This is a genomic window from Rhizobium herbae (assembly GCF_017873135.1).
GTDB classification, from domain to species: domain Bacteria; phylum Pseudomonadota; class Alphaproteobacteria; order Rhizobiales; family Rhizobiaceae; genus Pararhizobium; species Pararhizobium herbae.
In genome coordinates this window covers 36302-55620 of record NZ_JAGGJV010000014.1, presented here as the reverse complement: position 1 = coordinate 55620, position 19319 = coordinate 36302, and the positions used below count along the sequence as shown (strand labels likewise).

Below are 19319 nucleotides of genomic sequence, written 5' to 3'. Positions count from 1 at the left end.
CTTTGTTCGATCCCGCCGGAGGCGATGCGAACACTCCTTCGCCCGAACAGCCATTTCTTAATCGACCGAAAGGCGATCACGTCAAGCCCCGAAGCCTTCGGGCGCGTGCACCGCGCGGGCTTGACGTCTCGCTGCGGTCGATATGATGGCTTTGGAACGGAACGAAGGAACGTCCGGTGCGGGTGGAGAGACGTAATCTCCAGGTCCGGCGCGCTGGGTTCCAAGGGGCTGCAAGAGCCCCTTTGGTCGATGGTGGTGCAGGAAGAGTGCAAAATCGCCTCCTGCGAGGTGGGCCATGGGACAGCTGAAATCTCCCCAGTCGCCTCCATGCGCGAACAGCATGGTGCAGGTATCCAAGGCGGCATACGCTTTTGGTCGCGGGTCCAGTCGGCGATGACGGATGGTCTGGGTGGGTATTGGGAGGGGCAGGTACGTCTTACCTGATCGCTAATGAAACGGGCGGACGTTTCATTGATGCGACGAGGTTCGACATCGAAGCATCACAGGCCGGGAGGATGCAACGGGAGAAGCGTAGCGGGTCTCCCTTGCCAAGAGATGCGTGGTAGTACCACGCACATCTTGCGACCAGCGCTATTTCTATGAATTGATGTAACCCTGAAACCATTCGCCAGTAGTGGCGCGTCAGGATTGTCATGGTATGAAGAATACGAGGAATTATGAAACCCATACCGCTCATTAGATTCGATGCATTTGCGGCCTATGCCCGGCAACCGCTGATCCGATTTCTCTGTGACGAGCTTTCCTGGTTCGAGCATGGGAATGAGCGTGTCCTCGGCCTTACCGTCAAAGATCGGACAGACCATGATTTCGGAGGGCATATTTTCGGCAAGGACCGCAAGGGTCGCTACCGTTGGGTCAGCGGAACGGGATTTTGCGAGCGGAAGCGGCACGCCGAAGTCGAACTGAGACGCGAAATGGAGCGCATGGCGGCGCTTCCGGACGAGGATTATTTCCAGGGCGACGAACAGGGTCAGCCGGTAGATTTTTTCGCAGCGCATGCCGAGGAGAACAAGGTCCACCCGGCATTCAAGGCTCTCCGGGACATAGAGGCTTATTCGGCGGCGCGCGGTATTATCGAACCGATGATGCGATGGTACGAAGATGCCGACGGGAATTTCATCGAGCAGTTTCAAACCACGGGGTTCGATTCTCGTATCTGGGAATTGTATCTTTTCGCGGCATTCACGGAGATGGACTATGAGATTTCGCGCATCCACGCCGTGCCGGATTTTTGCTGCGGCAATCCTGTCGGCGAGTTTACCGTGGAGGCCGTTACCGTGAACGCATCGCGCGACGCTAAAGGAGCGATCGTAGCACCGCCGCCGACCGATACGCCTGAGGAACGCGACGTTTTCATCCGCGAGTACATGCCGACCAGATTCGCCGGAACCCTGAAGGCGAAGCTCGAAAAGCGTTATTGGGAGAAGCCCCATGTTGGCGACAAGCCCCTGCTGTTTGCCATTCAGGATTTTTCTGCGCCAGGCTCTATGACATTTACGCGTTCGGCATTCGAGCGCTACGTCTACGGTTACGAGCCCGACTGGGAACGCGATAAGGACGGCAAGCTTATCATTAAGCCCCGCAAGATCGGGCTTCATCGCTGGGGGGCGAAGCAGGTTCCGTCCGGGTTCTTCGACTTGCCGGATGCCGAGCATGTATCGGCAATTTTATTTTCGAACAGCGGCACGATCTCGAAGTTTAGCAGAATGGGCCTTCTCGCGGGGTTCGGTTCGGAACGTTTGAAACTCGTTCTGGTTGGGACGGCTGTGAATCACGATCCCAATGCGAGCGCACCCGTAACCTTCAAGAAGCAAGTAAGGGATGCCGGGTACGTCGAGACTTGGATCGAAGGGATCGATATCTGGCACAACCCCAACGCCCTGCATCCGCTCGACCCCAACCTGATGCCGGACGTTGCGCATCACTGGCTGCTGCCCGATGGAAATGTCCGAAGCGTTACGCCGAAGTGGCATCCCATGGGCTCGATCACGCTGCATTCTCTGGACGGCGAGGCGGTCAATACCTAGATTTCATTGCTCGTAAGCGTTGCCGATTTGGACCCTGCCTGTTCGGGCGTGCAGTACCGTCGTATGTTCGCGGTCGTCCCTGTTTGTAGGATTTTTATGACAGCCTTTCACCAAGTTGATTTGGGTCGAAATCCCCATGATGAAATCGTGGGCTTTTAAAAGTGCAGAACTACCCCTCAAAAGAGGGACAGTTGTGCGGAAGCCGAGAGTTGGCTTATTGGTCGTTTGTTCTCACTTTAAAGGCAGGCTCAAACACCGTTCGAAGTGGAATTATGATGCCACAGCAACGATTTGGATATCGTAAAAACCGCGCCGCCGGCATCGACGGGCACTAGAGTGGGCGCGCCTTTGCGGAAAGTGCTCGATCTTGCATATCCCACATTGAAGGGTGTTCGTATGGCGCGGTGTTGTCCGCGGTCGCGTCTTGGATTTCCCGACCGAGGTCTCCGATAAACGACCTGTGCGCCAATATTCCAATATTCATCTTAAGCGCTCTTCCAGTTGATCAATCAACCGCGCGCGAGCTTCGACAGTAAGTTTGCCTAGGTTCAACTGCTTCCATCGCACGGCGGGCAGGTCGGCCGCTCCCGGAACGCCGAGAAGCGACCAGTCCGCCTGACCGCGCTTGAATCCCAGGAGAAACTCCTTGTGCTCATCCGGCATGCCTCCCGCCATGGCGGCGATCAGTTCCTCGCGCGCAGCAAGCAGTTCATCGAGGGGAACAGGCTCGGCGGTCATTCCGTCAAAGCCTTGTGCAAACTCGTGGGCGATGTCTTTGCGGTGCGGCACAAGCACCTCAGAGATCGGCCTGTCGTGGCTTATCAGATAGACAACAAAGGCTCGGCGCAGGTCATCGCTGATGCCTTCGTTCGCAAGCAAGTCACGAACGTCAAAGAGATCACGCGGGTGCTGGCGGTCAAGCGCGGCCATGATCTTGCCCGCATACAGGTCGGCAAACGAAACAACCTGCATTTCCGCGAATCCAAAGGCGTCTTCCACACCCGGCGACACTGATCGCATCTCCGGCTCGAAAACGCAGCCGCGTAGAACCGGCGTGACCTCGATTTTGATCTGCGCATCGGGCCGCTGAACGGTCAGCTTGGTGACGATCTGCTCGCGGGCATTCGGGACTTCGGTGACGCGCAGGCCGCGCATTCCCGTTCGCATTTCCACCGCCATGCGCTTCATGGCAGCATCGATCGCGGCCAGGGACTCCGGGCGTGGCGCCACCGGCAGGTAGGTCAGGTCGATATCGACCGACAGACGCGGCATGTCCCGCACAAAAAGGTTGATGGCGGTCCCGCCTTTCAGAGCGAAATCCTTCTCGGCGGCGACGAACGGGAGCACATCGATCAATAGCGCGACCTGGCGCCGATAACGTTCAGACAGGGGCACTGAGGTCCTCCGGGACAGTTATGAGGTAAGTTGGGTCGAGTTTGCCACCCTTGACGAGCATACGCTTGCCGGTGCCGAGACTGATGGCGGCACGGTCTATTTGCTTCAGCCATGCTGGCCGATGGCGATCTGCGAACCAGAAGAACAGCCGCTTGACCTTGACGCTACGGCAGTCGGTGAGAAGCATCTGAAGCCGTCGCGGGCTCAAGGTCCGCAGTCCTTCGACCAGCATATCGACCTGGTGAAAGCTCTCGCGGCCGGGCAGCCCATCAAGCATTTCCAGCAGAGCGCGCTCCGGCGTCGAAGCTATGAGTGGCCAGTCGGACGGTCCTGGCAGTTCCCGCAGCGTGCCTGTCTGCAGAGCTTCTGCCGCCGCCGCGAGAGTCTTGAACAATACCTGCGACCGGTGGAACCGAAACGTTTCTTTCAGGGGAAGCTTCGCAAGCCAGCCCGGGGGCGACTCCATCCCGTACAGGTGAATCGTCGAGGGGCCGGATGCCGACAGGTAGTGGGTGAAGCCCTGCAGGTCGAGTGCGGTTCGCCCGCCGACCGCAAGGTTGCGCCCCATTAGCTTCTGCAGCGAAACGACAGTTTTTTGCCAGTCCAGCTCGCCGAGCGGGCGCTTGTATGTGCCGCGTACCGGCTGAACCAGCCAACCGGCGGAAACATACTGGCTGCGCAGACTCGTTGAGTAGCCGTGCCGCTCCATCCATGCCGCATCAACCAAAAGGCCCTCCGGCAGGGTTCGTTCGAGTTGGTTTAATTTTCCGCTTCTCTGCTCAGTCATACTTAGTAAAATGGCATACTTTCAAACTTAGTTCAAGGTTTGAAAGAATGCCACTTTACGCAGTCAAACTTATCAAAAACGGAAAATTGCAAACCAAACGTTGGAGGCCGTCTCAGGACGCCTCCCTTTCCCAAAATCTGCCCACAGATGGCGTGGCTGAGCTTGATTGTAACCGTGGTCACATCCCCAATCCCAGCCCCTTGTTGAGGCTCCGCTTCAGCTCGTATTGACGCGACAACTCGGCCCGCTGCGCGCGATCTGTTAGGCAGGCGACATGCTTGATCCGATCGAGCTTGGCGGAGACTTCCGGCCCCAGCCGCAGGTTATCGGTCTTCAGATCACGCGGATCGGCGCTACCAAACCGCTGCTCCAGCGCCTGGACGACTTGTCTCGCCTCCTCAAGCGCCTGTTTTCCTTCCGGCGTGCCCGATAGCTGCTCGAGGAGCTTCGGCTTCTCCGCATGGGACAGCCCGTCGAGCTGTTTCAAAATGGCTTCGCTGCGCTGCGTCAGCCCCGGCACCTCGACCACATCCCGCTTCTCACGGTTCCAGGTTTCCGACTGACGCTCTGCTTCAAGCCGCCGCTCCCAGGTTCGGCCGGCTGATGCAACGTAATTGCTGAGTGCGTTGGCGTAATGACGCGCGGCGCGGCGCTCCTTGTTCTCACCCAGAAGCCCAGACTTGCCGCGCAACTCCCCGAGCTGCTCTGGTCGCTCCGCAACCGATTTCGCCAGCGCCTGTCCGTCCATACCCTTGTCCACGATGGCAACGCTGAGCTTGGCCGCGACACCATCCAGATCGGCATAGACATTGCGACCAACGGAACGCACCGCCTCCATGGCCCTCTCAAAGTCCGGCCGTGCCTTTTCGCGAGCTATCTCCTCGACGCTGCGGGAATGTTTCGTCAGCGCCGGCACAAGCGGCTCGACCTTTTCGCCCGGCATCTCGACACCATGCCCACTCCGCTGCGCCTCGGCTGTGGCTGATGGCTGACGAACGGCCTGCGAGCGAACGCGCTCATCCATAGCGCTGTCGTGAGCCGCAGGCCCATCCTCAGCCCGACCAGCCGAAAGGCTGACGGCAATCTCGCTGCGAACGCCAAACTCCTCCGCAAGCCCTCGCCGCTCGGCAAAGGCATGGGTGTAATCCAGCGTCGTTTCCTTCGCCCCCGATCGGCCCATGCTGGCGCTGAGCGCCTTCATGTCCTTCAGCTCGTCGCGGCCGGCATAGAGCTTCACGCTGTCGCGATGACGCGTCATCGCCACATAGGTCAGATGCCGATCCATGGTGCCCGACGCCATGACGAAGGCGCAATCAACCGTCGCCCCTTGGGATTTGTGGATCGTCGTCGCATAGCCGTGATCAAAGGCTTGGTAACTCTTCACGGGTATGGATACGGCACGGGCATTGTTCTGTCCTGCGCCGTCGAGACGTATTTGTAGTGCGCCCAGTTCGACGGCCTCAACGGTTCCCAGCATGCCGTTCTTTACGCCAAGGTCGCGATTGTTTTCCAGCAACACGATCCGGTCGCCTGGCGCGAACGACCGCTTGCCGTCATTGGTCTGATAGACGACTTCACGGCCATGCGGGTCCTGCTCTTGCTCCCCTCGTGCCAGCCGGCCTTGCTCCTGAAGCGAAGCACGTATATCCGCATTGATCGCCCTGACATCGACTCGGCGATGCGCCAACGCAATCCGCGATCCGCTTCGTCGCTCGTCCAGATCGGAGAGATAGTCGCGGACCAAAACGGCCCGCGCCTCATCCCTATTCTTAGAGAAGTTCACAGCCCCGCGATCGGCGTAGCTAGCCAGCGCCTCGCCGGTGCGATGGGTGGCAAACGCAATCGACGCCTCTCGCTGCCAGCCCTCGCTCTGCCGGCGGATTTCGGAAAGCTCGACCGCACCAACACGCTCGGCAATCGCCCGGAACGGGGAGCCCGCCCCGATCGCCTGAAGCTGCTCGTGATCGCCGACCAGAACCAGCTTAGCGCCACGCGCTTCGGCCTCCATCACGAACCGCGCCAACTGCCGGCTTCCAACCATGCCGGCTTCGTCGATAACGAGAACATCGCCCTTGCCGAGCCGTCCCCGCCCCGACTGCCAGCCATACTCCCACGATGCCAAGGTGCGCGAGGCGATATCAGAGGATTCCTCCAATCCCTCAGCAGCCTTGCCAGCCAACGCCGCACCCTGAACCCGATACCCCTGTCGCTCCCAGGCATCGCGCGCGGCGGCAAGCATGGTCGATTTGCCAGCGCCGGCAAAGCCGATCACCGCTGCCACCTGCGCCGACCCGGTGACGTGCTGGACTGCCACGCGCTGCTCCTCACTCAAACCGGAACGCTCGATTAATCGCTCCCGATCCACGAGCAGCATTTCGCCGCGTTCGGCTTTTGCAGACAGTGAAGCCGCGGTTCTTGTCCTGATAGCCTTGTCCTGTAAGCTCAGTGCCTGATCGACATGATGTCGATTAACGCCATGGCTGGAGGACTGTACCAGTCGCTCAGCACTCGCGGCCATGGCGTGCTCGATCTCCAGCATCTCGTAGGTCGAGTATCGCGCAAGCTCGCCATTCTGCCCCGGCCGCAATTCAACCAATGCCGACGATGCCATGACGGCCGCAAAGGCATTCTGGAAACCCTGGCTATCGTCGATGTAACGATGCAGCGCCCGCGCCACATCATGCCGGTCGAACACGCTCTTCTCGTCCGTCAGGATCGACAGCACCTGCTCCGGCTTTTCCCGGATCAGTTCCGCGTTACGGCGTGCTGCCTTCTCGTCGATCCGGGTCCTTGACACATCCAGCCCGCGCCGATCCATCTGCGAGGCAAAGACACCCATATGCTCGGTCGGCTCCACCTCCAGCCCGCGCTCCTGGTGCGAGCGATGATCGATGCGGACATCAAGGCCGGCCCGCACCAGATGACGGTTTGCATGGCTCTCCCAAGACTGGCGGATATCGCGAAGCTGCATATGCGAGGTCGGCTGATCATGGTTCAGCAGCCACTTGTTCTCCCGCTCGATCAGCGTCTTCTCGCCAAGCCCATCAGGCAAAACTGTCCGCGTCGTCATCAGCACATGGGCATGGAAGTTGCGGACATCACCCTCAGTGTGTGGCTGGTGAATGGCGAAGTCCACCGCACCGCCATACCGGTTTGCGAGGTCGCGGGCGAAGTCACGTGTTAGTTCCAGCCGCTGCTCTGAAGTCAGCTCATGCGGGAGTGCGATCTCGAATTCCCGCGCTACCCGCGCGTCCTTGCGTTTCTCCGCATGCTCGACCGCATTCCACAGGCGAGACCGATCAAGAGCCCAATCCGCCTCCACACCGACGGGAAGCACGATCTCTGCATGCTCAACTCCCTTCTTCCGAGCGAAGTCGTGCGCCAGGCCGTCGCGCTCATTCAGCATTATCGTTGCAGTTCGATAGGCGGCAGCCGCCACGGCGCTACGGCCGCCGCTGCGGGCTATCGGCTTCATGCTGCAATGGTAGATCGCCAAAACACGGGGCTCCGGCCGTTACGGCGCATTTCGAACTTGAGTTGCGCAGCAACTCGTAAGTGCGCCCTTGTCATTCCTTCGCTTTGCTCACTCATACGCCGGTGTTGACGCTGCGCTACTCCCAAATTTGCGAGTAGAAATGGCGCTTGCGCTCTGGTCCGATCGCTTCAACGCACTGGGAGATAGCAAAATGAGGCCCGGGCGCAAACATTTCTGACGTGCTGCTTTTGCGCGCATGGGCGGCTGCACAAGCGTCGCAGGTTCCACATATGCCTCATCGGGATGATATCGATGGCCCGCAAGACGATCGGACAACGCATTGTTGAACTGGAAGAGCGAAAGAAGACCCTTGTCGCTCGTCTCGGCAAACAGGAGCGCGCCCGGGACACCAGGCGCAAGGTTCTGCTCGGAGCGCTGGTTCTATATCGGCTCGAGAATTCCAACGATGCAGACTTCAGCCGGCGCCTCGGCGACTGGCTGCGCAAGGAGCTGCCCGGCTTCCTCACCCGTGATGGCGACAAGGACCTGTTCGGCGATATTCTGCAGCCGGCGTCATCGGCCGAAGGGTCTAGCTACGGAAATCCGGAATGAGGTTTTCGCGTTTGCTGAAGTCGATTGTTACGGCTCCGGTCCTCGCCGTCGTATGCACTGTTGTCGGCATATTGTGTTCGGCGCTGCTGCTGCTCGCAAGTTTTCTGATCCATCTGATCGGCGGGTTTGAACCCGGACAGATCAGCGACGTCATCCAAGCCGTCGCCAAATATTTGCCGCTCGTGTTCGGTTCTGTCGGTTGTGTCTCAGCCTTCATCACGGATGTGCCGATTTCCTCTGTCTTCGGCTCCGCTCGCTGGGCAACCGGCAAGGAACTACAAAAACTCGCCGCAACAGTTGATGGTCTGCTGATCGGTCGCGATCCGACAACAAACATGCTGCTGCGTTATGACGGACCGGCCCATCTGCTGACCATAGCACCGACGCGAACGGGCAAAGGTGTTGGCACCATCATCCCCAATCTGCTGAGCGCCGAACGCTCGGTGATCTGCATCGATCCCAAGGGCGAGAATGCCAAGGTCGCGGGCCGCGCACGCGAGCAATTCGGCCCAGTTCACATCCTCGATCCGTTCGGCGTCACGGGCAAAAGCTCCGCTGCCTTCAATCCGCTCGACATGCTCGATCCGGACGGTCTCGATGTCGCGGAAGATGCTAACACGCTGGCCGATGCTCTCGTGTTCGACGAGCCGGGCATGAGTGGCGATGCGCACTGGAATGAGGAGGCCAAGGCGCTCATTGCCGGCCTGATCCTCAAGATCGCGGTGGCGGAATCTACGGGTCGGCGAACGCTCGCTACGCTTCGCGAATATCTCACGTTTGCTCCGGAGCGTTTCCTCGGTCTGATTGCGCAAATGCAAGGCATGGACGAGGCGAATTGTCTGATCGCGCGCGCCGCCAATCGGCACCTTGGCAAATCCGATCGGGAAGCGGCCGGCGTTCTGTCGGCTGCACAGCGTCACACCCATTTCCTCGACAGTCCGCGCATGACTGCGGTAGTTGGCCGATCGAATTTCCGCTTCGCCGATCTCAAGCGCAACAACGTCACCGTGTTTCTGGTCCTGCCGCCCGATCGGCTGTCCACCTATTCCAGATGGCTGCGGCTGCTGATCACCCAGAGCCTTACCGATATGGCGCGGGATCCAGGTGTCCCGGCCCAGCCGGTCCTCTACCTGCTGGACGAGTTCGCTGCTCTCGGCCACCTGGTCCCAGTCGAACGCGCCATGGGCCTCATGGCCGGTTACGGCGTCCAGCTCTGGCCCGTCCTCCAGGATATCCACCAGCTGCGTGCCACCTATGGGAAGCGCGCCGGCACGTTCCTGTCGAATGCCGCCGTGCGTCAGGTTTTTGGAGTCAACGACGTCGAAACCGCCGAACTGATTACCCGCTCGATCGGCAAGACGGATGCGCAGTTCGTGACGAGATCATGGAGCGATGGTAAAAGTTCTTCCTCCGAACATATCTCGGCCCGTGATCTCATCAATGCCGACGAAATCATGCGGCTACCGGAAGATAAGATGATCCTGCTCAGGCAAGGGCAGCGGCCGGCGTGGGTCCGCAAACTCCGATATTATGCCGACCCAGAGTTCAAAGGAGCCTTCGATCCAGTATGAACGACGAAACCGAACTTCTCTCGAAAACTCTGGTCTTCACCCTCAGCGTCATCATCGACAGCGATGCGGAGAAAAGGCGGCGTATCGCGCTGGCCTATCAGGAGGCCGAGTTGCTAGTCGCAACGATACCGCTGGACAATGGCGACGCCCGTTCCCGCATCAAGGCCTGCGTCAAACGCTTTGATCACTACAAGGCCGCAGGAGACGTTGCCAGCGCCGGATGGATGCTGAAAGCGGTCGAGGAACGTATCAGTGAACGAAATCTGCCCGGATGGAGAACATTGCGAGAGGTCGTCGACCAGGCAACCAAGCTTTTGCCCATCGCCATCCCTACACGGCACTGAGACGCTGCATGGCTAGAAGCGATTAGCGCGAGGTTTCTGCCGTAGGCTGTCTTTGCGGCCTAACCAGTGAACGGGCAATATCGATGATATCGTCACGCGATGCCGTTGGATCCTCCATGCTCCAAGCAACCCCCATACCGATCCTGAAATCTACGCCCCTCACTTTGCGAAGCTCGAAATTGCGGTTGGGAAAATCTCTTGTCCATTGCGGCGCAAAGCCGATGCCAAGTCCGGCCGAGACAAGCGATATCAGCGCAAACGTGTCGTCGCAGGTGTAGGCGATGTTGCGCACCAGATCATGCTCGGCGAACATCTCGGCAAAGTACCGTTCGGTGTAGGAGAGGTTCTGGCGCGAGAAAGAGATAATCTTCTGATCGCGGAGGTCCTCAATGCCGATCACCTCAAGTCCGGCAAGCCGGCTGCCCTTCGCGACCGCCAGCATATATTCGTCGCTGGCCATCGAGAAGAAGCGTAAGCTACCAATATTCTCCACAGGCCGGATGAAACCGAGGTTGATCTGGCCGGACTCGAGATTGCGGATAATGTCGCCGGTCGAGCCGCTCTGGATCTGCAACTGGATATCAGGATATTTTCGGGCGATCTTCGCCAAGAACGCGGGAAGCACACCGATGGTGGCCGGGTAGATAGTGCCAATTCTGATCTTCGTTGCGGTTTTGCCAGCAACCGAGCGGGTTACCTCTGCGCTCAGATCGATGTCGCCGAGGATCCGCACACATCGATCATAAAACGTCTCGCCCGCCACGGTCAGCTCAACGCGCCGCGTTGTTCGGACGAACAGCTGCACACCCAATTCACGCTCTAGCGCTTGGATCTGCGTCGACAATGCTGGCTGGGCAATGTGCACCCGAGCCGCCGCCCTGCCGAAATGGAGTTCCTCTGCAACGGCAACGAAGTAGGTGAGTTGGCGGAATTCCATGTGTGCACCTTACAACCAACTGCGTCGCACGTTGTTCGCGACACCAGCCTCAAATGGCAATTCGCCGCAGCCGACGACAACTGACGGGCAAAACAGCGCGCAGCGGCGCGAATCGTTGCGTACCAGACGTTCAAAAGGTAAGTTGAGGTTGTTTAACACTTAAAACTTTTGTTTTCAATACCCAACTTTCGAAAAAAGAAGGTTACGTTGATAAAACCCGCTCAATGTCGCGCCGCGCGAGCTCTCCTTGATTGGACACAAAGCGAGTTGGCCAGTCGTACCGCCATCAGCGCGGTCTCCATCCGTGCGTTTGAGCGAGGTGGCGAAATGCGTGAGAGCAATTTGAGACTCGTGCGATTCACGTTTGAGGCCGCCGGGATCGTGTTCGAGGAAGAAGGTGAAATGGTTCAGGGAGGAATCGGCGTGCGCTTGAAGGCCAGTAACGACTAGTCACTCGAGTGATTCCAACACCGGTACCGTATATTGTTGGTCCGGAGCAGCGTTCCTTCGTCAACATTATTTTAAATGCTGCAGATTTTCCGTCGTTTTCAGCGCGCATGCGTCGCTTACCGGCCCGTGATGTCTCGTTGGGTGACGCTTCGAACCCTATTCGATTGGCCACCTTGACTCCCAAATTTACGAGTTTACCCAGTTTCGAAATTGCTCTTCAATTTAACCTACAGAAAACTCTTGGAGAGCTGCGGCCCAAGTGGAGCCATCAGGCCGCACCGTCAAATTCGGAGAAGCCGCAATCATGCTAGCTAAGCTCAGAATGAAATCGAACTTGGGCATACATTGCGCCGCGTACCGATCGGCGCAAGGTCTCCGCACTCTCGGCTGGACAAAATTGCGCGCAGAACGCTGCTTGACCCCGCCGCAAGCCGGGCCGGCGCTGGTACTCATCGACTGCGAATCACACTTCTCAGTTTGTCAGTGGTCCAAGTGGGGAGCGGAGTAATGGCAAACGCCATGTTGAACATTCGCGTCGTTCAACCTCGAATGATGTCGATTAAACAGGCGGCGGACTATGTTGGGTTACCCTTGAAGCGTTTCCCTAGGGTCTGCTCCGTCAGGCCTATTGCAATGCCGGAAAGCCAGGAGCGCTATGACATCCGCGATCTCGATCTATGGCTCGACCAAGTCAAAGCCGGAAACGCGGGTACGGACGCGGAAATCCTGGAGCGGCTCGGATGACAAAACCTCAGTTAAGGCGCCCCAACAAATACAGAGGCTGGCAGATTTTCAGGGACCACGACGGCGATTGGCGCTGCTATCACCGCAAGACGCGGGTGAAGATCGACTGCCGAAAATTCGAGCCATACACACTCGCGTTTGACATGGAGATTCACCGCATCAACGAGTTGGTCAATGAAAAGCAGACCAAGCCAGGGACGCTGGGTATGTTGATAACCAGGTACCGAGAAAGCGTCAGGTTCCACACCGAACTGGCTCCTCGAACGCGCGCCGACTATCAGAAATGCTTCGACTACCTTCAAGCGATCGAAGACACTCCTCTGGACCGTTTCACGCCTCCCCTGATCGCGAAGATCCGCGACAAGGCGCTGGAGAAGCGCAAATTCCGCTTTGCCAACTATGTGCGCTCTGTCCTGTCGGTGATCTTCGACTGGGGAATTGAGTATGGGTATACGAAGGACAATCCAGCGGCCAAGGTGAAGCCCGCTCGACGACCCAAGAGCCTGCCTGACGCCAACCGACCATGGACCGACGCTGAGCGTGAAACCGTTCTCGCCGCCCTGCCATCTCATATGGTGCTGCCGATCGCGCTGATGATGTTCTATGCACTGGATCCGCAGGATGCGCTGGACCTGCCCAGGTCGGCGATCACACAGGCCGGGCTCGACACACGACGCAACAAGACCGGCCAGGCGATTTACCTGCCGCTGTTCGAGCCTGTCTCTGAAGCAATGGCGAATGCACCGAAGCATGATGCGCTGACGTTGTGCGCCAACAGCAGGGGGATGCCCTGGACCTATAATGGGTTCAGCACGAACTGGAGCAAGCTGAAAGGCAAACTGGAGGCCGAAGGCGTGATCCAGCCCGGGCTGACACTAAAGGGTCTCCGGCACACGGTCGCAACCATCCTGGCAGAGATGGGCAAGGACCACGGGACGATTGCCCTCGTGCTTGGCCACGCCACTGTAGGGGGGTGTTACCTTCTGGACACGGACAAATCCGGACCGATCAGCCCTAACCGCCTGTGAATCAACGAGAGATTGGCCGAAACTCTAACGGCGATCCCAAACCGGAACGCAATCGACCCCACAAAAGTGAGATTAAACTGCGCGATCTTCTGGACAGATTCACGCATTCGCCTCGCATTGTTCTGCCAATCGCTCTGACAAGAACGCATTTAGGCAGAACCGCGCTGGAAAAGGGCCTCTCGCGCCGAAAGCAGCCCATCAAGATCGATCGGACCTGACGGACCTCCGTCCACCCTGCCTCGGCGACGATGGCGCGGCCGCTGCTTAATGGTGGGAACTGGCTTCCCACCTCGGCGGAAGATTTCCCACCATTGCTAGATGATTGATCTGACTAGATATTTTTGATGGCCGGGGATGTCCGGCCGGGTTTTGTGGTGGGAAGACCAAAAGTCCCTCTCCGGGCGGAGGGCACGCATAATGCTGTCTATTCACAGCTGCGTGATTGCGTTCGAAAACGCACCTTAAGGTTAAGTGCATACCATGATGCACGCAAACCCTTGATAGTCAAAAAAGCCGCATGGTGTCCCAACTAGGCAGGGCATACGACGCCGTTACAACCGCCCATCCCCTTACAATCATCAGGCCGAACGTTTGCCAGTGCCGGGTTCGGCAGTTGCCTGCTGCAAACGGCGCTTTAAGCGCAACTCGACTTGGGGAAGAACCGCCATAACCTCCTCCTTGTCGTTAACGTCATCGACGACCGCAACAAGGTCATTGTAGAGGCGGACAGCCTCACCGCTCAATCGGCGCGCGGGAGGTTTTTGACCCAGGTCAAGATAAATGCGCTGAACGCTATCTGTTAGGATTTCCAAGATTTCAGCGTTGACCTGGCCGGGGGGACGATCCCGGTCAGCTTCGAACATGGCTCCCTTGCCGGTCACCACCCAATTGATGTCGATATTGAAGACGGCACGGTAGGAAGCCAGCACGTCCGAATCAGGAATGCGATCCCCACGCTCGTAGTTTGCGAGCGACGCCTTACCAATTCCCAAACGTAGACAAAATTCCTCGCGCTCCGGGTCGCCGAAGTGCGTTCGGATACTCCTAAGCCTTTTGCCTAGTTGAGTTTTTATCACTTCCGGCCGAGCCAATTGCGCACCCCCATTAAACTCCATTTGAGATTTACAAAATCTCATTCGTAGTTTAATTATGCATTCCAGTGGCTCGCTTATGCGGTCCACGATTGTACATCGAGTTCCAACAAAAGGCGGGTGCGCCAACACCCGCCAAACGCCGGGAGAAATCCAAAATGAAGCCCAAGCTAGACTGGCACGACATCAAATCGGAGCTTCACCGCCGCAGCATGACGCTAACGAAGCTTGCCGAACTTAACGGCCTCGACCCAACTGCCTGCAGAAAGGTCAAAAGCCACACCAACCGAAAGGCGGAAGCAGTCATAGCAGCGTTCATCGGGCGCAAGCCGGAAGAACTCTGGCCGGACCGCTATCCCATTCAGACATCCCGCATCTTTGATAGCAAGAAATGGGCAGCGTTAGAAAGTCAAAAAGCGACCACCTCCGCTGACACGAGGAAAGCAGCATGAGCTCCCTCTCGTCAGCTAAGATCGCGCCGTCTGACAACGGTGGCGGCTACTTCGAAAACCTGCCGCGCTACGCCTTGCCAGCACTCCAGACTGCATTCGATCGCACCAAGTCCCGCCAGTACAAATCGCAGGCCATCCATACAGGTCTGAAACGGGATCTGCATGAACTGGGGGTCGAGCCCCCAACCTTTCCCATTCTGAACGAGTGGATCGACGGCATTCTGCATGGCCGGATCGAGCGGCCACTTGGCGCGATTGCCACCAATGCCGAGCCTGCGACCTCCCCCACCGCAGAGCCTGCGCCTGCGGAGCTGTTCACGATGCTAACGCCAGAGACATGGCGGCACACGGCGAAAGCCGACGAGAACGCGCTTAGCGATCTGGTGGCACGGGTGATCGATGAAAAAGCCGCTGCTCTCCAGACTGACGCCCGGCGCTACGCACAACTGCTCATTGCCGAGCAGCTGCGTGAACTTGCCGACGAATTGGAGGCAAGCGGCTCATGAGCGTTTTTCAAACCTTCCTGCTTGGCGGATTGGCTTTGAATGGCGGCGCCATTCTGGCGCTCTGGCTGATGCATCGCGGGCACATCAGCAGCCGCCCCATTTTCCGCCTGCTGTTAGTCGGCGCGATTGTTCTCGCTTTGGGCTCTGGGCTCCTTCTGATCATCGGGGTTCCCCTGATCTGATGCCTGCCGCGCCTTCACTTCTCCCGCGCCGATCCGGTCTTGCGTCCTGCGCGGGGAACAGCGGAGCCGCCGTCCTCCAGAGGCGGCTCCGCACCACAATCTCACTCTTCGCCACATAGGTTCCTGCATGACCAAGCATACGGTGCTCCAAATTCCCGAACTCCGCGTCCTGATCCAAGACGTCAAGCTTTCCGAAATTGATATCCCCGAGGACCGCGCCCGCGACTTCGACCCTGCCGAGGCAGAAGCCCTCGCCCCAATCATCGCAATGCAAGGCCTCCAGCATCCAATCCGCATCCGCTCGCACGGAAATCGCTTCATGCTTGTTGCCGGGCTCCGCCGTTTGGAAGCGGTCCGGCTCAACGAATGGCAGAGCATTCCGGCCACCGTTTCGACCGCCGACAATGACGCCGATGCCCGCATTGAAGAGGTAATGGAAAACCTCGCCCGGCATGAGCTGAAAGTTCTCGACCGCTGCCACCATCTGTACGAACTGAAACAGGCCTATGAGCGCCTTTATCCGGCGATGAAGCATGGCGGCGACCGCAAGTCGGAGATCAAGAGCCCAAATTGGGCTCTTGATCCTGAGCAGCCAGAAATTTTCGGTTTTGCCAGGGCCACCGCCGAGAAATTCGGAATCAGTCAAACCGCGATCAAGCTGGCCGTTAAAATCTGGAAAGACCTTTCCGTCGCCTCCCGCACCCGTTGCGCCGGGACATGGCTTGCCGACCATCAAGCCGGTCTCAAGCAGCTTGCCGAGCAGACACCTGTCAATCAGGCCAAGGTTTTGGACTTGCTTTTTTCGGAGCCGCCCAAGGCGACAAACGTTCCGGACGCCCTGACGATCATCGAGAATGGCCGGGTTCTGACACATGATGAGCGGAAGTTCGCAGCCGTCAACAAAGCCCTGTCGAAGATGCCGGAGAAGGCACTCAATTCTGTCGTTGAGGCGCAGGCCGGACGGATCGACGCCCGGCTTGCCGAAATGAAAAAGTCCATCGCCGTCCTCAGCAAGTTCTTCGCGGATTTGCAGGATGACGAACTGGATAACGTTGTCGCCGACCACGAAGAGCGAATTATCGCCTCGCTGAAGCGCCGGGGTCGCATCTAACCATGACCAAGCGCCGCGATCTCAACACGCTGGACCTGTTCCGCGACTATCAGCCACCAGAAGTGGCCGCACGTTTTGAACCGGATGTCGCCAAGGGCGGCACCTTGGATGTCAAGATCGCGCGGGTGCTGTCCGAGGCGATGTCGATGAGCGGGAAAACGCGGGAGCGGATCGCGGCGGAAATGTCCGAATATCTCGCCCAGAACGTCACCGAGAACATGCTTGATTGCTACGCTTCACCCGCGCGGCGGGATCACAAGATCACGCTTGAACGGCTGATCGCCTTGGTCGATGTGACCGGCTGCTACGAACTGCTGGGCTTCATCTGCGAATTTTCCGGATTTGTCGCCGTGCCGGCGCGCTATGCCGAAGTCATCCAGCTTTGGCAGACCGAAGAGCGCCTTGCCGACTTGGAGCGTCAACGGCAGACGCTGCGCGGCCGGGTCGGAGGTCTGCTGAAATGACCTACATGACCGCGCAGGAAATCGCTGACGCCGCTGTTCGGTTGAAACTCAAGGTCATGCCGCAAACGAAACGTGGGGTGCAGGAGCGCATCAAGGCGCTGGAATGGGACAAGACGCACCATTGCAAACCACGCCCCGGCAGCATCGGCGGCGGCGGGCTTGAATACCATATCTCCCTTTTGCCCGACACCATGCAGGCAGCGCTTCAAGCCGAATTGAGCCGCGAGATCGTCATCGCCGATCAACAGGTCCGGAAGGCGAAGGAGATCGCCAAGCGCGAGGCACTTTCTACGAATGCACTCACGGCACGGCAGCGCGAGGTGATGAACGCCCGTTCTGCGATCCTGTCGGCGATCGAGGTGCACCAGATTTCTAACGGCATGTCGCAGCGGCAGTCCATCCAGCACTTCCTTGCCGATCCGTCACTTTTTGACATTTCCGGCAGCATGATTGTCCGCGCGAATGATCGAGCAACCGCCAAAGCGTCCCTCAGCCGTTCCACGATCTATGAATGGTTCAAACTGCGAGATGGACGAGGGGTTGTGGCACTTGCTCCCCTTCCTACGAAGGAGAAACAAGAGATTCCTTCATGGTTCTGGCAGTTCTTCCGATTTTACGCACAGCCGCAAAAACCTTGCCTGACGGACGCGCTCAATAATTACCACAAGGCGCTCCCAGCGCACATCATGCCGCCGAACTACGATCAGGTGCGCCGGTTGATGGCCCGCCTGGGCAATGTCGAAAAGCACCGTGGGCGGGAAGGACACCTGACCCTGAAAAGCCGTCAGGCTTACGTCATGCGTTCGACGGCTGACTTGTTGCCGACCTGCGTCTACACGGCCGACGGCAAAACCTTCGACGCGGAAATCGCACATCCGATCCACGGCCAGCCTTTCCGCCCCGAGATCACGTCGATTGTCGATGTCGCCACCCGCCGTTGCGTCGGCTTTTCCTTCGGCCTTGCCGAAAACACCATCGGCGTTGTCGATGCCCTGCGCCATGCCTGCGAACAGAATGGCATCTGCGCCATCTTCTATGTGGACCGTGGACCGGGCTTCAAGAACGATGTTCTCGACAATCAGTTGACCGGCATCACCGAGCGCCTGGGCATTACCAAGCTGCACTCCCTGCCGCAAAATTCACAGGCACGCGGCATCATCGAGCGGTTCAACGGTTCCGTCTGGAACCCGCTTTCGAAAGAGTTCGACACCTATATCGGCGCGGACATGGACCGGCAGGCGCGGCAGCGTTCGTTCAAGGAAACCCGCCGCGACATGAAACAGATCGGTACAAGCCGCCGCCTGCCAAGCTGGCAAGAGTTCATCATCGCCTGCAAGAACGCGGTGGCATCCTACAATGCAAAGCCGCATGCCGCGCTGCCGGACGGAATGTCACCAGATCAATACTGGCAATATCACGTCTCTACCGGCTTTGAGACCGTTCCGGTTCTGGAAGCTGAGAGTAACGATCTGTTCCGGCCCTACGTCAAACGCCGCACCCGCCGCGCCCTGATTGAGTTTCTGACCAACAGCTATTTCCACCTCGCCCTGGAAGAGTTCGACGGCGACGACGTTCTCGTTGGCTACGACATTCACGACGCCACCAAGGTTTGGGTCCGCGAGATCGACTGGAAGTCCGGCGAAGAGCTGATGGGCCGGCTGATCTGCGTTGCCATCTTCGCCGGCAACGAGGAACGCTACATTCCGTTGACGATGGAACGCGCTGCGATCGAAAAGCGAGCGGCCTCCCGCGCCCGGCGGCTCAATGACCATCTGGCGGAAGTCGAAGCCGAACTGTCACCAGGCCGGTTCCTCGAAGCATCATCCATGCCGGTCATCGACCTTGAACCGATGCCGGTTCCGGTGAGCAACGTCACCGCCATTTCCGACCATCAACCAGTTTTGGCCCCCGAAGCCATCGACGTTCCGCGCCGCAAGACATTCGCCACTGACGAAGAGCTTGCAGCCTGGGCGCTCGAAAATCCGGAAAACCTAACGGTCAATCAGGTGCGGGTTTTGCGTCAATGCCTCCAGAGGCAAACCGCGATCGACCTTTTCAGACTGTCAGGCATCGACGTGGACGCGCTTCGAAACCTCATCCGCGCCGCTGCCTGACATCACAT

The 19319-nt window shown here is 58.5% G+C and carries 18 protein-coding genes; 13 read left to right on the top strand and 5 right to left on the bottom strand.

Features of this window, described 5'->3' with window-relative positions:
• The first annotated feature begins 677 nt into the window (after window positions 1-677).
• Complete coding sequence (locus J2Z75_RS28205) at window positions 678-2048, top strand: hypothetical protein (protein ID WP_209857182.1); 1371 nt, start codon at window positions 678-680, stop codon at window positions 2046-2048.
• Window positions 2049-2528: 480 nt separating this feature from the next.
• Here the strand turns inward: J2Z75_RS28205 and J2Z75_RS28200 are convergent, their stop codons facing one another.
• The 3 genes from J2Z75_RS28200 to traA all read right to left on the bottom strand — a co-directional run bounded on the left by J2Z75_RS28200 (window position 2529) and on the right by traA (window position 7726).
• Window positions 2529-3443, bottom strand: coding sequence for a nucleotidyl transferase AbiEii/AbiGii toxin family protein (locus J2Z75_RS28200; RefSeq protein WP_209857180.1), 915 nt, complete (start codon window positions 3441-3443; stop codon window positions 2529-2531).
• Window positions 3430-4230 (bottom strand): type IV toxin-antitoxin system AbiEi family antitoxin domain-containing protein, encoded by an 801-nt coding sequence (locus tag J2Z75_RS28195; protein ID WP_209857179.1) that lies wholly within the window; start codon window positions 4228-4230, stop codon window positions 3430-3432. Before J2Z75_RS28195 ends, J2Z75_RS28200 begins: the two co-directional genes overlap by 14 nt.
• Window positions 4231-4408: 178 nt before the next feature.
• Window positions 4409-7726, bottom strand: coding sequence for a Ti-type conjugative transfer relaxase TraA (gene traA / locus J2Z75_RS28190; protein WP_209857177.1), 3318 nt, complete (start codon window positions 7724-7726; stop codon window positions 4409-4411).
• Between the two features lie 291 nt (window positions 7727-8017).
• On the opposite strand from traA, the gene J2Z75_RS28185 reads away from it, so the two are divergent.
• Genes J2Z75_RS28185 through J2Z75_RS28175 form a run of 3 tightly spaced genes read left to right on the top strand, consistent with a single transcriptional unit; the run spans window position 8018 to window position 10232 of the window.
• Entirely contained in the window at window positions 8018-8317 is a 300-nt protein-coding gene (locus J2Z75_RS28185) for a mobilization protein (protein WP_209857176.1), read from the top strand.
• Window positions 8314-9888, top strand: a complete 1575-nt coding sequence (locus tag J2Z75_RS28180) for a type IV secretory system conjugative DNA transfer family protein (RefSeq protein WP_209857175.1) — start codon at window positions 8314-8316, stop codon at window positions 9886-9888. The genes J2Z75_RS28185 and J2Z75_RS28180 overlap by 4 nt, the downstream gene beginning before the upstream one ends.
• The gene (locus J2Z75_RS28175) at window positions 9885-10232 is read left to right on the top strand and encodes a hypothetical protein (protein ID WP_209857174.1); all 348 of its coding nucleotides are present in this window, start codon (window positions 9885-9887) and stop codon (window positions 10230-10232) included. The genes J2Z75_RS28180 and J2Z75_RS28175 overlap by 4 nt, the downstream gene beginning before the upstream one ends.
• A 22-nt stretch (window positions 10233-10254) precedes the next feature.
• Here the strand turns inward: J2Z75_RS28175 and J2Z75_RS28170 are convergent, their stop codons facing one another.
• Window positions 10255-11169: a LysR family transcriptional regulator gene (locus J2Z75_RS28170; RefSeq protein WP_209857173.1), complete on the bottom strand. Its 915-nt coding sequence runs from the start codon at window positions 11167-11169 to the stop codon at window positions 10255-10257.
• Window positions 11170-11436: 267 nt separating this feature from the next.
• Between J2Z75_RS28170 and J2Z75_RS28165 the strand changes: the two genes are divergently transcribed.
• From J2Z75_RS28165 to J2Z75_RS28155, 3 genes are all read left to right on the top strand, one after another.
• Window positions 11437-11619, top strand: a complete 183-nt coding sequence (locus tag J2Z75_RS28165) for a hypothetical protein (RefSeq protein WP_234937623.1) — start codon at window positions 11437-11439, stop codon at window positions 11617-11619.
• Window positions 11620-12126: 507 nt separating this feature from the next.
• On the top strand, window positions 12127-12363 hold the full coding sequence (locus J2Z75_RS28160; protein ID WP_234937622.1) for a hypothetical protein: 237 nt from the start codon (window positions 12127-12129) through the stop codon (window positions 12361-12363).
• Window positions 12360-13391, top strand: coding sequence for a tyrosine-type recombinase/integrase (locus J2Z75_RS28155; RefSeq protein WP_234937621.1), 1032 nt, complete (start codon window positions 12360-12362; stop codon window positions 13389-13391). The genes J2Z75_RS28160 and J2Z75_RS28155 overlap by 4 nt, the downstream gene beginning before the upstream one ends.
• A 578-nt stretch (window positions 13392-13969) precedes the next feature.
• On the opposite strand, the gene J2Z75_RS28150 is transcribed toward J2Z75_RS28155, so the two are convergent.
• Entirely contained in the window at window positions 13970-14482 is a 513-nt protein-coding gene (locus tag J2Z75_RS28150) for a helix-turn-helix domain-containing protein (RefSeq protein WP_209857171.1), read from the bottom strand.
• 158 nt (window positions 14483-14640) lie between these two features.
• On the opposite strand from J2Z75_RS28150, the gene J2Z75_RS28145 reads away from it, so the two are divergent.
• The 6 genes from J2Z75_RS28145 (at window position 14641) to J2Z75_RS28120 (ending at window position 19311) form a co-directional block, all read left to right on the top strand.
• Window positions 14641-14934 (top strand): helix-turn-helix domain-containing protein, encoded by a 294-nt coding sequence (locus tag J2Z75_RS28145; RefSeq protein WP_209857170.1) that lies wholly within the window; start codon window positions 14641-14643, stop codon window positions 14932-14934.
• Window positions 14931-15440 (top strand): hypothetical protein, encoded by a 510-nt coding sequence (locus tag J2Z75_RS28140; protein ID WP_209857169.1) that lies wholly within the window; start codon window positions 14931-14933, stop codon window positions 15438-15440. Before J2Z75_RS28145 ends, J2Z75_RS28140 begins: the two co-directional genes overlap by 4 nt.
• Window positions 15437-15622: a hypothetical protein gene (locus J2Z75_RS28135; RefSeq protein WP_209857167.1), complete on the top strand. Its 186-nt coding sequence runs from the start codon at window positions 15437-15439 to the stop codon at window positions 15620-15622. Before J2Z75_RS28140 ends, J2Z75_RS28135 begins: the two co-directional genes overlap by 4 nt.
• Before the next feature lie 127 nt (window positions 15623-15749).
• The gene (locus J2Z75_RS28130) at window positions 15750-16733 is read left to right on the top strand and encodes a ParB/RepB/Spo0J family partition protein (RefSeq protein ID WP_209857165.1); all 984 of its coding nucleotides are present in this window, start codon (window positions 15750-15752) and stop codon (window positions 16731-16733) included.
• Between the two features lie 2 nt (window positions 16734-16735).
• Complete coding sequence (locus J2Z75_RS28125) at window positions 16736-17197, top strand: hypothetical protein (protein ID WP_209857164.1); 462 nt, start codon at window positions 16736-16738, stop codon at window positions 17195-17197.
• Window positions 17194-19311, top strand: coding sequence for a Mu transposase C-terminal domain-containing protein (locus J2Z75_RS28120; protein WP_209857163.1), 2118 nt, complete (start codon window positions 17194-17196; stop codon window positions 19309-19311). The genes J2Z75_RS28125 and J2Z75_RS28120 overlap by 4 nt, the downstream gene beginning before the upstream one ends.
• Window positions 19312-19319: the final 8 nt, after the last annotated feature.

Bases quoted from the DNA above. Each gene is read 5' to 3' on its own strand.
- J2Z75_RS28125 (WP_209857164.1), top strand. From the start codon at position 16,736: ATGACCAAGCGCCGCGATCTCAACACGCTGGACCTGTTCCGCGACTAT.
- J2Z75_RS28170 (WP_209857173.1), bottom strand. From the start codon at position 11,169: ATGGAATTCCGCCAACTCACCTACTTCGTTGCCGTTGCAGAGGAACTC.
- J2Z75_RS28120 (WP_209857163.1), top strand. From the start codon at position 17,194: ATGACCTACATGACCGCGCAGGAAATCGCTGACGCCGCTGTTCGGTTG.
- J2Z75_RS28185 (WP_209857176.1), top strand. From the start codon at position 8,018: ATGGCCCGCAAGACGATCGGACAACGCATTGTTGAACTGGAAGAGCGA.
- J2Z75_RS28155 (WP_234937621.1), top strand. From the start codon at position 12,360: ATGACAAAACCTCAGTTAAGGCGCCCCAACAAATACAGAGGCTGGCAG.
- J2Z75_RS28205 (WP_209857182.1), top strand. From the start codon at position 678: ATGAAACCCATACCGCTCATTAGATTCGATGCATTTGCGGCCTATGCC.
- J2Z75_RS28145 (WP_209857170.1), top strand. From the start codon at position 14,641: ATGAAGCCCAAGCTAGACTGGCACGACATCAAATCGGAGCTTCACCGC.
- J2Z75_RS28135 (WP_209857167.1), top strand. From the start codon at position 15,437: ATGAGCGTTTTTCAAACCTTCCTGCTTGGCGGATTGGCTTTGAATGGC.
- J2Z75_RS28175 (WP_209857174.1), top strand. From the start codon at position 9,885: ATGAACGACGAAACCGAACTTCTCTCGAAAACTCTGGTCTTCACCCTC.
- J2Z75_RS28180 (WP_209857175.1), top strand. From the start codon at position 8,314: ATGAGGTTTTCGCGTTTGCTGAAGTCGATTGTTACGGCTCCGGTCCTC.
- J2Z75_RS28130 (WP_209857165.1), top strand. From the start codon at position 15,750: ATGACCAAGCATACGGTGCTCCAAATTCCCGAACTCCGCGTCCTGATC.
- J2Z75_RS28140 (WP_209857169.1), top strand. From the start codon at position 14,931: ATGAGCTCCCTCTCGTCAGCTAAGATCGCGCCGTCTGACAACGGTGGC.
- J2Z75_RS28160 (WP_234937622.1), top strand. From the start codon at position 12,127: ATGGCAAACGCCATGTTGAACATTCGCGTCGTTCAACCTCGAATGATG.
- J2Z75_RS28195 (WP_209857179.1), bottom strand. From the start codon at position 4,230: ATGACTGAGCAGAGAAGCGGAAAATTAAACCAACTCGAACGAACCCTG.